This window comes from Microvirga pudoricolor, assembly GCF_016892705.1.
Lineage (GTDB): Bacteria > Pseudomonadota > Alphaproteobacteria > Rhizobiales > Beijerinckiaceae > Microvirga > Microvirga pudoricolor.
This window is the reverse complement of sequence record NZ_JAFEMB010000001.1, coordinates 1491092-1506261: the sequence shown is the minus strand read 5'-3', so window position 1 is coordinate 1506261 and position 15170 is coordinate 1491092. Positions and strand designations below refer to the sequence as shown.

At 66.5% G+C, this 15170-nt stretch carries 10 protein-coding genes; 3 read left to right on the top strand and 7 right to left on the bottom strand.

The window, feature by feature from the left end:
• Positions 1–52 precede the first annotated feature (52 nt).
• Together ILT42_RS06895 and ILT42_RS06890 are read left to right on the top strand one after the other, a co-directional pair.
• Positions 53–2578 carry a sulfatase-like hydrolase/transferase gene (locus ILT42_RS06895; RefSeq protein WP_204214698.1) on the top strand — a complete coding sequence of 842 codons (2526 nt, stop codon included), beginning with the start codon at positions 53–55 and terminating at the stop codon, positions 2576–2578.
• Between the two features lie 101 nt (positions 2579–2679).
• Entirely contained in the window at positions 2680–4761 is a 2082-nt protein-coding gene (locus ILT42_RS06890; protein ID WP_204214697.1) for a sulfatase-like hydrolase/transferase, read from the top strand.
• A gap of 12 nt (positions 4762–4773) precedes the next feature.
• Here ILT42_RS06890 and ILT42_RS06885 read toward each other — a convergent pair whose 3' ends face one another.
• From ILT42_RS06885 to gmd, 6 genes are all read right to left on the bottom strand, one after another.
• Positions 4774–5634, bottom strand: coding sequence for a glycosyltransferase family 2 protein (locus ILT42_RS06885; protein WP_204214696.1), 861 nt, complete (start codon positions 5632–5634; stop codon positions 4774–4776).
• A 5-nt stretch (positions 5635–5639) separates the two neighbouring features.
• Entirely contained in the window at positions 5640–6587 is a 948-nt protein-coding gene (gene fcl / locus ILT42_RS06880; RefSeq protein WP_324617701.1) for a GDP-L-fucose synthase, read from the bottom strand.
• A gap of 38 nt (positions 6588–6625) precedes the next feature.
• Complete coding sequence (locus ILT42_RS06875) at positions 6626–7495, bottom strand: glycosyltransferase family 2 protein (protein WP_204214695.1); 870 nt, start codon at positions 7493–7495, stop codon at positions 6626–6628.
• Positions 7496–7498: 3 nt separating this feature from the next.
• A complete protein-coding gene (locus ILT42_RS06870) occupies positions 7499–8470 on the bottom strand; it encodes a glycosyltransferase family 2 protein (protein ID WP_204214694.1) in 972 nt (323 codons plus the stop codon).
• Positions 8471–8600: 130 nt separating this feature from the next.
• Positions 8601–11018, bottom strand: coding sequence for a glycosyltransferase (locus ILT42_RS06865; RefSeq protein WP_204214693.1), 2418 nt, complete (start codon positions 11016–11018; stop codon positions 8601–8603).
• A 227-nt stretch (positions 11019–11245) separates the two neighbouring features.
• Entirely contained in the window at positions 11246–12346 is a 1101-nt protein-coding gene (gene gmd / locus ILT42_RS06860; protein ID WP_204214692.1) for a GDP-mannose 4,6-dehydratase, read from the bottom strand.
• A gap of 259 nt (positions 12347–12605) precedes the next feature.
• Here gmd and ILT42_RS06855 point away from each other — a divergent pair, with 259 nt between their 5' ends.
• Positions 12606–14024 carry a mannose-1-phosphate guanylyltransferase/mannose-6-phosphate isomerase gene (locus ILT42_RS06855; protein ID WP_204214691.1) on the top strand — a complete coding sequence of 473 codons (1419 nt, stop codon included), beginning with the start codon at positions 12606–12608 and terminating at the stop codon, positions 14022–14024.
• Positions 14025–14240: 216 nt separating this feature from the next.
• On the opposite strand, the gene ILT42_RS06850 is transcribed toward ILT42_RS06855, so the two are convergent.
• The gene (locus tag ILT42_RS06850; protein WP_204214690.1) at positions 14241–15149 is read right to left on the bottom strand and encodes a glycosyltransferase family 2 protein; all 909 of its coding nucleotides are present in this window, start codon (positions 15147–15149) and stop codon (positions 14241–14243) included.
• Positions 15150–15170: the final 21 nt, after the last annotated feature.

Sequence of the window (15170 nt, the reverse complement as noted above, 5' to 3'; positions counted from 1 at the left end):
GGTCAAGGCTTGCGCGGCTCTTGAAGACCGGACGGGCCCGCCGTGAGGTCCCATGCCATTCCTGATCGCGTTCGCGCTCGTCCTTCAAGTCGTGGTCCTCGGGCCGCTGTTCCTCGTCGCCCAAAGCGAGGAACTCGATCTGAGCCTCTCGGCCCTGCTGGCATGGCCATTGCTCGCCGCCCTGGCGGCGTCCCTTCTCTTGGGCGCCGGCCTGAAAGCCGCCGCCGCGAGGGGATATCTCCGTCCCGTGGCGCTCGTCGGAGCGGTTGCGACCTATCTCTACCTGCAATTTTACGTGTTCGTCTGGGATTTCGGGATCTTCGACGGGCGGATCATCGATTTCTCGTCCTTTCGGCTCAAGGGCGCGCTCGAGATCGGTGCGCTCCTGGTTCTCGTGGGGGCGGCGCTGGCCTGGCCCCGCAAGGCGGTTCCGGCCTATGGCCGGTTTCTGTCCCTGGTGCTCGTGGCGGGTGTCGGCTTCGGCGCCTGGCTGGTCCTGTCGGGGGGGACCAAACCGAAATTGAACGGCGGAGACGCGGTCGCCACGAGCTTCTTCAAGGACAAGAAACTGCTGCCGGGCATGACCAGCGTGTCGGCCGGCGGCCGGAACGTCATCGTGCTGCTCCTGGATACCCTCCAGGTCGACGTCTTCGAGCAGATCGTCGCGGGCGACCCCGACCTGCGCCGCAAGTTCAACGGATTCAGGCTCTACACCAATGCGACCGGCCAGTTCCCCTGGACGGCGCTCAGCATCCCGACGGTCCTGACGGGCAAGCCCTACGGGGCCGATCAGGAGACGATCCCGGCCTATTTCAACCGGGTCATGCCGACGCGGATCGAGACGGTGCTCGGCGCGCAAGGCACGCAGGCGTCCCGAATCCCGCTTCTGAACAGGCCCGACTTCCTCAACGCCGAGGCCGCCGCCTGCCGCCGCTACGGGTCGGCCTACGACGTGTTCGGGTTTCGCCAGCTCCCGGTGTTTCTCAAGGAGATCTTCTATGACCGGGGCCGGTTCCGGTTGGCCCGGCTGTGCGACAACACCCCGCCGACGAATTCGGAAATCGACCTCGCGGTCTTCGACAAGCTGATCCGCGACACGAAGGCGGATGCCGGCGGCCCGACCTTCAAGTTCCTGCATTTCTGGGGTGCCCATCTGCCCCCGGTCCTCGGCCAGGACTGCGCCGTCCGGGAGCAGGGCCAGGCGTTCAAGGAATTCCAGGGGCAGGCCCATTGCCTGTTGCGGCGCACCGGGGACTACATCGAGACGCTGCGGCGCCTGGGCGTCTTCAGGAACACGATGATGTTCGTGATCTCGGATCACGGATCGCTCTACGGATTCCTCAAGGGCGGGTCACGGTCGGGCGTGCCGCCCCACGTCATGTCGTCGGCCAATCCCACCCTCGCGTTCCACGATTTCGGCGACGAGGAGCCGTTCCGCACCAGCGACGCGCCGGTCTCCCTCATCGACATCTACCCGACGATCCTGAAGCCGTTCGGGATCGATCCCCAATCGCCCGGCATGGCCATCCACGACGTCACGAGCGCGACCGAGCGGGAGCGATCCTACGTGTTCTACCGCAATCCGGACGACGCGAAGCACCCCCATCTGCCGAAGGCCGAATCGTTCGTCATCCGCGGCCATGTGCGCGATCCCTCGTCCTGGTCCTCGGCGGACGGCGCCCGCAGCGTCGCGACCGACGAGGAGCTCGGCCTCCTGGATTTCGCGGATCCCCGCACGAGCCGGTTCCTGGGCTCCGGGTGGTCCGTGGAAGCGCCGGGCGTGCGGGCCTCCTGGGCCATCGCCAATCCGGCCTCCATCTCGGGACGATTGCCGGCGGGCGGGCGCCTGCGCCTTGCCGTCAGGCTCCTGAACCCTCATCCCGACCAGGTCGTTCGCGCCAGACTGAACGGACGCGAACTGGCCCGATGGGACATCCAGCCATCGCCGCACTGGACCGAGGCGTCCGTGATCTTCGAGCCGCTCCCGGAGGAGACCGGCAAGCCCGTGCGGATCGATCTCGATGTTGCCAAGTTCAGCGCCCTCGACCAGCGCGGCACCAGCGACCAGGGAATCGCCGTGAGATCGATCCGGGTCCAGGCCGTCGCTGACGCGGATGTCGCCCGGTACGCGGATCCGACCTTCCTGGCGCGGCAGCCGTTCAACGAGGCGCCCCTGGGACATGTCCGATTCGACGACCCCAACGCGCGGGAGTTCGTGAACGAGAAATGGTCCATCGAGGGGCCGGGGGTGCCCGCTTCCTGGATTTTGGGCCACGACGCCGTCCTGTCCGGTACATTGCCCGATGCGCCCGCGGTCACCATGACCCTCCGCTTCATGAATCCGCACAAGAACCAGACGCTGGCCGTCAAGCTGAACGGTCGCGAGGTGGCGCGATGGACGATGGCCGAGCCCACCACCTGGAGTGACCGGACGATCAGCCTTCCGCTGCGGCCCGAGGAGCGTGGGCGGCCCGCGCGCATCGAGATCGATCCGAGCCGGATCGAGCCGATCGGGGAAGCGGTCGGCCGCAAGCTCGGGATCGCGGTCGAGTCCGTGCGGTTCGAATCCGGCGCTTAGAGCCGAGGCCATATGTCCCGCGCACCCGGGGCGGCATCGCTTGATGAGGCGCGACCCCTCCTATAGAGCTTTGTGATATTTGCTTTCACTTGGAAATCGCGATGCGTTCCCAATCCGCTCTTCTCGGCCTCGCCGCCGGAATTCTCATTTCCGTTATCCTGTTCGTTGCGCTCCCGGCCGGCATTTTCGCCGGCAATACGTCCGAATTCTCATTCTCGATCCAGAACATGATCGGGGTCTACGCCAAGTTCATGGCGATCCCGGTTGCGATCGGACTCGTGCCGGCGCTGCTGCTTCCCCGGCGCTATGCCCTGATCTGGGCCTCCCTGATGGGCGCGCTTGCCGTTTACGCTTGGTTCTACGGAAATTTCATCGTCTATCAGTTCGGATTGATCGACGGAAAGACATGGTCCCTCAACGTGCCTTTCTGGCAATCGGGGCTCGAGCTTCTGGCGATCCTGGTCGGCATGACCCTCGTGTTCTTGTTCGCGAAGGCGCGGCCCGCCATCCTGGCTCTCGGGCTCCTGCTGGTGGCCGGCGGCAACGCCTACTCGGCCTGGCCGGTGATCGCCGCCCATCCGATGTCCGACATGTCCGAGACCGACCTGTCGAAGCTCTATCGCTTCTCGAAGGACAAGAACGTTCTCGTCGTTCTCCTGGACTCCATGCAGAGCGACGTGTTCGAGGAGATCCTCAAGGAAGACCCGAAGATCGCGGCCGCGTTCAAGGGCTTTACGTACTATCCCGACACGGCCGGCGTTGCGCCGACGACATACCTGTCCGTTCCGGCGATTCATTCCGGCATCGAATACGACGGGACGATCCCCGTTCCGGACTATTATCAGAAGACGATCGCGAAGGGCTCCTTCCTGAACCAGCTGGCCGACAAGGGATACGACACGGCCCTGGTCAATCCCATCCTGGGCATCTGCCCCGAAAAGATTGCGATGTGTCCGGGCGATGCGTCGGTTCTCGGGGGACGCAAGTCCGCTCTCTCGCGGGATGCGGCCTACCTGCTGGACGTCTCCCTGCTGCGTCTGGCGCCGCTCGCACTCAAGGATGCCGTCTACAACAGGGGCGATTGGACCTTCGCGCCGTTCCTGCGCGATCCCCGGCTGATCCAGCACTCGGTCCGGGGCAACAACGTGCTGCTGCAGATGGCCGAGCGCCTCGATGACAGCGCGGGCCAGCCCACGGCCAAGTATCTCCACCTGTTCAGCACCCACCAGCCCTCCGTGATGGACGAGAGCTGCACCTATGTGGGCGAGTCGCGGCAAACCACGCGGCGGAGCTTCAAGACGCATGTCCATTGCGGCCTGAAGGCCCTGAGCGTCTTCTTCGGCGAGCTCGAGAAGAAAGGCCTCTACGACAAGACGGCCATCGCGGTCTTCGCCGATCACGGGATCGGTTTGGCCAACGCGCGAAGCGATCTGACGTCGGGGCTTCTGCCGTCCCTGATGGGCAGCGCCAACCCGACCTTCGCGTTCAAGCCCATCGGCGCCAAAGGGGACGTTCGGTTCTCCGACCAGCCGATCAGCCTTGCGGATGCGTCGAAGATCATCTGCGAGAGCGTGGGCGATTGCGCCATCGCGCGCCAGACGTCGCCGGACGGCCGGGTGTTCAACCATTATCAATGGCTGACGCAGTACTGGCGCACCAACAAGCTTCCGTCGATCACGCGCTATGTGGTGGGATCGCCGCTCTGGAACGAGGATTCCTGGCAGCATGCCGGAGCGCCCGCGCCCATCGGCGAGACGGTGAGCTTCAAGGAGGGCGGCAACAGCCAGCGATTCCGTTTCTATGGCTGGGGATCCGCCGAGGATTGGGGGAGCTGGACCAGCGGATCGGCCGCGGGCCTGTCCTTCCGGCTCCCGGCCGATGCCCAGCACCTCTCGCTGGACCTCGACACCCGCGGCTTCCTGTCGACCAAGGGCCGGCAGACCGTGCGGGTCTACGCCAACAAGGAACTTATCGGGACCCTGCAATATGCCGACGATACGCGCGAGCAGCGGGTGTCGTTCCCGATCCCCGACAACGCCCTGCGCAGCACGCCCGGCCGCCTGACGATCAAGTTCGAGATCGCCGAGCCGACCTCCGCCCAGGAGCTGGTTCCCACCTCTCCCGATACCCGGAAGCTCGGATTGGGCCTCCACTCGCTGTCCTTGCGGGCGACGGGCGCGTGAGCCTCCGGCGGCTCAGGACCACCAGGCTCTGAGCTGCACCCCCGTCCGGGGCACCAGGGCCAGGGAGCGCGCGAGCGCCGCCGCCATCCCAAACCACCGCCCGCCGTTGCGCAACGCCACCGCCCGCTCCACGTCGAGCCAGGCGCGAAGGTGGCGCAGGAGTTTGGGCGTGACGTTCGGGTCACGGCCGGCCGAGAATTTCTCTTCGATCAGGTCCGCGGCTTCGAAAACGGGGCCGGGCTGGGCGCGCCGGCCGATGGCGATGGTGCAGCCGATGACGGGCGCGACGCGCAACGCGCCGCCGGCCAGCGCGAAGCGCAGGAACCAGTCGAGGTCCTCGAGGCGGCGCAGGCGCGGATCGAAGGGACCGCAGACCGCGAAGGCGCGCTTCGGGATCACCACCGTGCAGCCGGGGCTGAACCAGCAGCCGCCCGCGAAATCGACGGGATCGGCGCTCGGAATCGGGATGCGCGTGATCGCCCGTCCGGTGGCTTCGTCCCTGGCCTCCCAGCCGCAGGAGACCGCCACGAGATCACCGGCCTCCTCCAGCAGCGGCAACTGCGCTTCGAGCTTGCCGGGCCAAAAGATGTCGTCCGAGTCCAGGAACGCCACGAGGTCGCTCCTCGCCGCCTCGACGCCCGCCATGCGGGCTCCGGCGGCGCCGCGATTGGGGCTGAGCCGCAGGATGCGGATGCGGGGATCGTCGACGCCGAGCGCCTCGGCCGTGACGGGCTCGGGCGAGGCGTCGTCCACGATGACGATCTCGTCCGGCGGCCGGGTCTGGTCGAGGGCCGATTGCACGGCCCGGCGCAGGCTGTCGATCCGGTCGTGGACCGGAACGACGACGCTGACCGTCCGCCGCGGGAGTGACATCGGTTTCAGTCGCGGAAGTCGGCCTGATGGGCCAGGAACCACTCGTAGTAGCCTTTAAGGCCGTCCTGGAGGGCGATCTTCGGCTTCCAGCCCAACCCGTTGATGCGGGTCGTGTCGAGGAGCTTGCGCGGCGTGCCGTCGGGCTTGCTCGTGTCGAAGACGAGCTCGCCCCCAAAGCCCACCGTATCCTTGATGAGGCCCGCCACCTCGCCGATGGAGATGTCCTCGCCCCAGCCCACGTTCAAGGGCACTTCGCCGCTGTAATGGCGCAGCAGGTACACGCAGGCATCCGCCATGTCGTCCACGTGCAGGAACTCCCGGCGCGGCGTACCCGTGCCCCACACGCTCATGCTCGCGGCGCCCGATTCCTTGGCCTCGTGCGCCTTGCGCAGGAGGGCGGGCAGCACGTGCGAGGTCGACAGGTTGAAGTTGTCGTTGGGGCCGTAGAGGTTGGTGGGCTGGCACGAGATGTAGTCGCGCCCGTGCTGCTTGCGATAGGCCTGGCACAGCTTGATGCCGGAGATCTTGGCAAGCGCGTACCATTCGTTGGTGGGCTCGAGCGGCCCGGTGAGCAGCGAATCCTCATTGATCGGCTGGGGCGCGAGGCGGGGATAGATGCACGACGAGCCCAGGAACAGCAGTTTCTGGACATCCGTGCGGTGGGCCGCCTCGATGAGATTCGAGGCGATCATCAGGTTCTCGTAGATGAAATCCGCCGGATACGTGTTGTTGGCATGGATGCCGCCCACTTTGGCGGCCGCGATCACCACCACGTCCGGACGCTCGCGCTCCATGAAGGCGCGCACGCCCGCCTGGTCGCGCAGGTCCACGTCCTTGCGGCCCGCGGTGAGCGATCCGATGCCGTCCTGCTCCAGGCGCCGCACGATGGCCGAGCCCACCATGCCGTTATGGCCGGTGACGAAGATCTTCTTGCCTTCCAGGGCGAGACTCATGGGCGGAATTCCATTGGTTGAGCGGATGCGCTCTTAGCTCAAAAGCGCGTCAGGCGCCATGTCTGGCCCTGGGTGTCGAATTCGCAGAACGGGGCGGCCCGGAACAGGCGCAACCGCGACGCGAGGGGGCGAAGCGAGCGGGGCAGGGAGCGGCGAAGGCCGACGGACAGGCTCTGCGCATGGCCGTTGCGCGGACGCGCGCCGGTCGCTTCCAGGGCCCGCTTGGCCTCGGCCAGATACTTGTCCCAGTGGATCGCGCTGAGCTGGTCCGCGTGGCGACGGAAGGCTCCCAAAGGCGCCGAGATGGACCACAGCTCGGCATGCCGGAAGAAGCGCGCCCACAACTCGAAATCCGCCGCGAGGCGGTAGGAGGTGTCGAGCCTCGCGCCGGCGCGCTCCCAGAGGGACCGGCGCCAGAAGGTCGATTCCTGTTGGATCAGGCTGAGCGAGCGCCCGCGCGAGAAGCCCGGCAGGTGCTCGCCGCGCAGGTAGCCGTCGCGGTCGATGCCCCAGTGCATGGCCTGCTCCACGAGGCGGCCCCGCTCGTCGAGAAAGCTGATGACGCGGCTCGTCACCCATTCGACCTCGGGATGAACGGTGAAAATCTCGTCGAGAATGCGCAGGCTGTCGGGAAACAGCGCGTCGCCCGCGTTGATCCAGCCCATGATCTCGCCGGTGCTGAGCGCGAAACCCTTGTTGAGGGCGTCATAGAGCCCCTCGTCGGGGGCGCTCACGGCCGCCTTCAGCCGGTTCCGCCGCGCCGCGATCACGTCCTGCGAGCCGTCCGTGGAGCCGCCATCCATGACGATGTATTCCAGATCGCCATGGTCGGCCGCCAGCACGCCGTCCATGGTGGGGCCCAGGAAGCTGCGACTGTTGAGGGCTGGCGTGACGATCGAGATGCGCATGTTCTAGCCGCCGGCCCGCGCGGCGCGTCTGCGGCGCAGGTAGGCCCTGACGCCGTTGGTCCAATCCCGGACCGTCATGGAGTCCCCCACCGCAGGGCCCGACTTGGCGAGCGTGTGGCGGAACAGGCCCCCCACGCAATAGCCCGGCGCCGTGGCGTTGAGCGCCACCCAGATCGCCTTGAACCAGACCCAGCGCAGCAGCAGGTGGCCGCTGTCGCCGAAGAACTGGGCGTGAAACTTGGTGTAGAGGTGATCGCTGATCGCCTGCACGAAATAGGGCGACACGCGGCCGAAGAGGCGCTTTTGGGTCGCCACCACCTCGGCATAGAGGTCGAAGATCTGGGCCGCGGTCTTGGTGGTCTCGTACCAGCGGTTGGCCGAGATGTCGGCCTCCACCCGGGCAAAGCGCGCGCCCGCCACGGCAAAGCGCGCCCAAAGCTCGTAATCCATGCAGAAATGAAGCGCGCGGTTGAGGCCGCCGACACGGTCGTAAAGTGCGCGGGTGTAGAAGATCGAGGGCTGGGCCACGTAGCCTTTCTCGAACATCTCCCGGCGCATGTCCACGTTCGGCCCCACGTCGACGGTGGGGTAGTCGCGCAGAAACGAGCCGTCCTCATGGGTGTAGTGCCCGCCGCCGATCACCACCTCGGCGTCCGGCTGCGCCTTGACGGCCTCGTTCACGCGCCAGAGCGCCCGGTCGCACTGGAAGTCGTCGGAATTGAGCCAGGTGATCCAGGGTTTCGAAGTTTGGGCGAACCCTTTCACGATGGCGTCGGACTGGCCCTCGTCCTTCTCGGAGATCCAGCGGATGCGGCTGCCATAGGCCTTGAGCCGCTCCACCGTGTCGTCCGTGGAGCCGCCGTCCATCACCAGGATTTCGAGGTCGGGATAATCCTGGTCGAGCAGGCTGCGGATCGTGTCGTCGATGAACCGGCCCTGGTTGTAGGACGGCACCACCACGCTGATCCCGATCACGCTTGGGGCTCCATTGGGGGCCCCGGGGCCATTCTCCTGCATGCCAGTTTGCGCTCCGCTCATCGGGTTCCTGTCAGGTCGGCCTGTTCCGTATCCGTCACAACGTGACGCCGCAAGACCAAACGATGCGTCACACCTCTTCCTCGGTGAAGCAGTTGGTGGACTTCACGTGGAAGGAGAGGTGACGGCCCGCCTTGTCGGGCGCGTAGGCGCTGAAATGGAACTCCATGGGCTTGTCGGAACCCGGGATCTCCACCCGCTCGATACCGTTGGCCTTGAGCGGATACTCGCCCACCACCTCGCGCCCCGCCTTCACCTTCAGGGTCATTTCCTTCGGTACGCGGCCCTCCAGCACCAAAATCTTGTTGCGGGCGGGGGAGGCGGAGAGCCGGATATAGGGCGAGAGCCAGTTGTCCTTGTAGACGCCCGCCACCCCGGAACTCAGCGGGACCAGGAAGGCCGAGCGCTTGATCGTGTTCATGATCCGGGCCCGGACGCTGCGGCCCGACCGGTAGGCCACGTGGCGCAAGGCCTTGAAGGGCGGATAATGGGTGTCGTCGAGGCGCGCCGCGTCGTATTCGACGAACACCTTCTCCAGCATGGGAACGCGCCGCGCCACCTTGGCGAACAGGTCCTCGCGCTCCCACAGGCGGTGGTTCCAGTAGCCCTGGACGTAGCTCTTGCTGATCCGGCCCGCATGCTTCTGCGAGATCTCGAAGATTTCCTTGTAGATCTTGCCCCGGGACGACATGGTCTTGGTCTCGGGATAGAGCCGCGAATTGGCGAGCAGCACCGGCAGGTGCATGATCCCGCCGCCGCCTTGGCCGATGCGCAGCCAGTAATCGTAATCCATGGTGAAATCGAGCTCGTCGTCGAAGAGCCCGAACTTGTCCACCACGGACGAGCGCCAGAACGCGGCGGGCTGGCACACGCAGCAATCCTGCACCAGCCGGTCCCAGGAATAGGGCGCCGTGAGGTAGCGGCCGGTGACGTTGTCTTCCGTGTCGATATAGTTCGCGTCGCCGTAGACGAGCTCGATCTCCGGGTGCTCGCGGAAGAACTTCACCACGGTCTCGACCGCGTCGAGCTCCAGGGTGTCGTCGGAGTTCAGATAGGCCAGGATCTGGCCCGAGCATTGGCGCAGACCCTTGTTGATGGCGTCCGTCTGGCCCTTGTCCTTCTCGGACACCCAGCGGAAGCGGTCGCCGTAGGATTTCAGGATCTCGACGGATTCGTCCGTCGAGCCGCCATCCATCACGATGTACTCGATGTTCGGATAGGTCTGGTTGAGCACGCTCTCGATGGTGCGCTTCAGGAAGCGGCCCTGGTTGTAGGACGGCGTCACGATGGAGACCTTGATCGAGGTGTCCTCGATCACGCGGGGACCGGCGGCGGGCTTTGTCCGCGCGCCGATCTTGCGGGCCGCGACCCGGATCATGGCCTGCTTCAGGGCCTCGGCGGAGGCTGCCCAGGAATAGGCGTCAAGGCGCGCGCGCCCGCGCTCCACCAAGTCCTTCGCCAGGGCGGGATCGCCCGCGATCCGCCCCATGGCGCCCGCGATGCTGGCGGGGTCGGTCGGGTCGCAGGTCAGCGCCGCCCCGCCCGTCACCTCCGGCAGGCTCGACGTGTTGGAGCAGATCACCGGGCAACCGGCCTCGAACGCCTCGAAGGCCGGCATGCCGAAGCCCTCGAACAGGGACATGAAGGCGAGCGCTGTTGCGTTCCGGTAGAGATGGACCAGCTCGTCCCGCGACACGAAGCCCAGATGGTGCACGCCCTCCGTCGGGTGCTGGGCCTGGAGCGCGTCCCAGCCCTTGGGATGGCCCGACAGAACGAGGCTGTAGGACGCCCCCTCCGGATGCTCGCTCCGGAAGCGGTGGAAGGCGTCGAGCAGGGCGGCGTGGTTCTTGTGGCGCCAGATATTGGCCGGGAAGAAGAAGTAGGGTTGAAATCCCTTGACCTTCGCGGCGAACGCATCCGACACCGCGGAGGCCTCCTGCATCCCGGCGGTCTGCGAGGCCGGCGGCATCAGGAAGATGTCGTCATGGGCGTTGCGGTAGCGCTCGCGGATGGTCCCTCGGGCATGGTCCGAATTGGTCGCCACCGCGCCCGCGCCCGTGATGAGCCGCGCGAAATGGGTGCGGCGTAAGGACAGCGTCTCGGCGTCGAAGAAATCCGGGAAGAACTCGTGCTGCAGGTCGGGGATGAACACGATCTGCTTCTCGAGCGGAAAGGCGAGCCCGTCCTCGTTGGGAAAGGGCCGGTAGAGGACGTCGATCCCCTCGGCGTCGAGGATCGCCTGCTGGGCCGCGTAATAGGTGTCCAGCGGCAGGGTGTAGTGGACGACGTTGGGCCCATCCACCGGAATCAGGTCCTGGTTGAACATCGTGCCGAACACGTGAAACTGCCACGCCGGCGCGGACGCGATCAGGGCCCGGAAGGTCTCCGTGATCTGGGGCGCGACGCCGCCGGACGCGCCGGTGGTGATGTAGCGCAGGTCGATGCCGATCTTCAGGGGGGAACCGGCAGGGGAGGGGATGCTCGACATCAGGGGGTCCGGGCCGCGCGAGGGGCGGGCGTTGAAGCGTCAAAGGCCTAAGGGTCGTGCGTCCGGCGGCTCCAGGCCCGGCCGTCTGCAACGACATCTCGTCTCTCATAATCATCCCGGCGGGCGATTTTCAACCTCCGCTGGGGAATGCCTGCACCGCGTGGCTCCGAGAACCCAAACGAAAACGGGGCCATTTCGGCCCCGCGTTCCGGTCCCTGAGAGGCCGTTCAGCCGACCATGCGGTTCTTGATCGACTCGGCTTCGCTGTTGCCCCGGTTGGTGCCCGCCTGGCGGAACAGGTCGAGATCGGCCTGAACCATCTCCTGCACCAGCTGGGCGAAGGTGGTCTTGTGCTCCCAGCCCAGCTTGGCCTTGGCCTTGGCGGGGTTGCCCAAGAGAAGCTCGACCTCGGTGGGGCGGAAATAACGCGGATCGACCTCCACCAGCACGGCGCCGGTGGTCTCGTCGACGCCCACTTCCTCGGCATCCTTGCCCTTCCAGGCGATGGTGCGGCCCACATGGGCGAAGGCGCGTTCGATGAACTCGCGCACCGTGTGGGTCTCGCCCGTGGCCAGCACATAATCGTCGGGCTCGTCCTGCTGCAGGATGCGCCACATGCCTTCCACGTATTCGCGGGCATGGCCCCAGTCGCGCTTGGCGTCCAGGTTGCCGATATAGAGCTTGTCCTGCAGGCCGAGCTCGATGGCCGCCACGGCGCGGCTGATCTTGCGGGTCACGAAGGTCTCGCCCCGGGTCGGGCCCTCATGGTTGAACAGGATGCCGTTGGAGGCGTGCATGCCGTAGGCCTCGCGGTAATTCACCGTGATCCAGTAGCCGTAGAGTTTGGCGGCCGCGTAGGGGCTGCGGGGATAGAACGGGGTGTTCTCGTCCTGGGGCACCGCCTGGACCTTGCCGTAGAGCTCCGAGGTCGAGGCCTGGTAGAACCGGGTCGCCTTCTCCAGCCCGAGGATGCGGATGGCCTCCAGCATGCGCAGGGTGCCGGTGGCGTCGGCGTTGGACGTGTATTCCGGGGTCTCGAAACTGACCTGCACGTGGCTCTGCGCCGCCAGATTGTAGATCTCGGTGGGCTGAACCTCGGCCATGATGCGGATGAGGTTCGTGGAATCGGTCATGTCGCCGTAGTGGAGGCGGAAGCGCACGTCGCGCTCGTGGACGTCCTGGTATAGGTGGTCGATGCGGCCCGAATTGAACGAGGACGAGCGGCGCTTGACGCCGTGGACGATGTAGCCCTTGGACAGCAGAAGCTCCGACAGGTAGCCGCCGTCCTGGCCCGTCACGCCCGTAATCAGGGCAACCTTCTTCGACATGTTAATTCCTATTACCTTTTGGACCGGCAGGCGTCGTGGTTTGGGGGGCCATCAAGACGTGCCGGTCGTTCAACGTGACCCTCCCGCGTCCGGCTCGAGATCGTCAGCCGGGGCCGCGGGCGCGCGTGGGTCTGAATCACTGATACAAGCCGCCGCACTTATCCCAAAGCCGCCCCCTTGTCGAGACGATCAAGCCGGCCTTGCCATCGGCCGGACCCTATGGCAGCACAGGCGGGAACCGTTCACAACGAGACTTTTCATGAGCCTGTCCCGGCACTTGGTGCCTCTCATCATCTGCGGCGGCGCGGGCACGCGCCTGTGGCCGGCCTCCCGCAAGGCGGCGCCCAAGCAGTTCATCAACCTGATGGGGGAGCGCTCCAGCTTCCAGGACACGGTGGTGCGGGTCACCGACCCGGATCTCTTCGCCGACCCGGTGATCATCACCAACGAGGAGTACCGGCATATCGCCGCAGACCAGCTCGACGCCCTCGGGATCAAGGCGCCGATCCTCCTCGAGCCCGCGCGGCGGGATTCCGGTCCGGCCATCGCGGCGGGCGCGGCCTTCATCGCGGAGCGCAATCCGGAGGCCATCGTGATCGCGCTGGCGGCCGATCACGTGGTCCAGGACGTGGCCGCCTTCAAGGCGGCGGTTCGCACCGCCGCAAGGGCCGCGGAGGACGGCACCATCGTGACCTTCGGCATCACGCCCGACCAGCCCGCCACGGGCTACGGCTACATCCGGCCGGGCAGCCCCCTCGCGGTGCCCGGCGTCAGCGAGGTCGCGGCCTTCGTGGAAAAGCCGAACGAGGAGACGGCCAAGCGCTACATCGCGGACGGCTATCTCTGGAACTCGGGCAACTTCATGTTCCGGGCCGACATGCTGCTCGCCGAGTACGAGCGCTTCGATCCCCAGACCGTCGAGGCCGTGACCCAAGCCGTGCGGCAGGGCCGCCAGGACCTGGGCTGGACCATCCTCGACCCGGAGGCCTTCGGGGCCGCCAACGCGGTGTCCATCGACTTCGCCGTCATGGAGAAGACCGACAAGGTCGCGGTGATTCCCGTCAGCATGGGCTGGTCGGACGTGGGCTCCTGGCATGCGGTGTGGGAGCTGACCGAGAAGGACGAGCACGGCAACGCCGCCATCGGCGATGCGGTGTTCCTCAAGGCCCGCAACAATTTCGTGTCGAGCCAGAGCCTCGTCTGCGTGGCCGGGCTCGACAATATCGCGGTCATCACCAGCGGGGACGCCACCCTGGTCTTCGACCGGGCCAACATGGACCTCATGAAGCCCCTGGTGAAGGAGCTGGAGGCTCAGGGAAGGCCCCAGATCGAGGAGCACATGGAGGTGTTCCGGCCCTGGGGGTCCTACCAGTCCCTGGACATCGGCACCCGCTTCCAGGTCAAGCGCATCGTGGTCAAGCCGGGCGGCCGCCTGTCCCTGCAGAAGCACTTCCACCGGGCCGAGCATTGGATCGTGGTGAGCGGCACGGCGCTGGTGACGGTGGGCGAGGAGCAGCGGATCGTGCGGGAGAATGAATCGACCTATATCCCCCTCGGAGCGGTCCATCGCCTGGAAAACCCGGGGCGGATCCCCCTGGAGTTGATCGAGGTCCAATCCGGCTCCTATCTCGGCGAGGACGACATCGTCCGCCTGGACGACGTGTACAACCGGATCTGAGGCCGCTTTCCGGCGACCTCGCCTTTCCCTCGGTCTCATCCTTGCCTCGACCTCATCCTGAGGAGCGGCGCAGCCGCGTCTCGAAGGAGGTCTCCAGCGGAGCGGTTCCGGTGCTGGCTGGACCATCCTTCGAGACGCCCGCTGCGCGGGCCCTCAGGATGAGGCTTCGAGACCATGGCGAACCCGTTCCCTCAGGATGAGGCTTTGGGCGTGACTTCACCCCCGCCGTGTCGAAAGCTTGTCCCAGATCCCCGCCGTCAGCGCCTGAACCGGCGCGGCCGACAGGTGTCCGTCGCGGGCCGCGAGGAGACGGAGCGCCGCTCCAGGCCCGTCCGACCGCAGGCGCGCCCGCGCCAAACTCACGAGGCACCGGCCTTCCAGGGCCCGTGCCTTGCGCTTCAAGGCAGGCGTCGCCCTCGGGTCGGCCTCGATAGCCCTTGCCAGGCGCAGCAATTCCCCCCGCAAGCCCTCTCCACGCTCCGCGCCGGCCGCGAAGGTGAGCGAACCGCCATGGCGGCGGTAGCGGCAGGTCAGGGCGTCGATGGGCGCGGTCTTGAGCCCGGCCATGAGGAAGCGGCTCAAAAAATCCCGGTCGGCCACGTGGGGATAGTCGAGCGAGAACCCGCCGATGCGCTCAAAAACCGTGCGGCGGAAGAAGCGCGCATTGGGAATGCAGGCGCCGATCAAGGCCGCATGGGCGTCGAGCCCGAGGTCGCGCGGGTCGTCGTAGCGGGCGAGCGTGCCGGTCTCGTCGAACAGTTCGGCCGCGCCGCAGACCGCGTCCGTTCCGGGCGAAGCCGCGAAGGCCCGCTCCACCGCCGAGAAGGTGCCGGCGGGATACAGGTCGTCGGAATTGAGCAGGCCGATCACGTCGCCGGAGGCGCGCTCGATCCCGAGATTGATGGCGTCGTAGAGGCCGCGCCTGCGGTCCGCCAGGACCGTCACGCCGGGGCGCCCGGCTAGCATCTCCAGGGTGCCGTCCGTGGATCCCCCGTCGACCACCAGATGCTCGACGCTCCCGTGCTCCTGGGCCGCGACGCTGTCGAGTGCCTGGGCGAGCATGTCCCGTCGGTTCAGGGTGGGCGTGACGATGGTGAAGCGCAACCGGAGGGCCTTTTGCTGCATGACGATGCCGGGCCTCGCGTG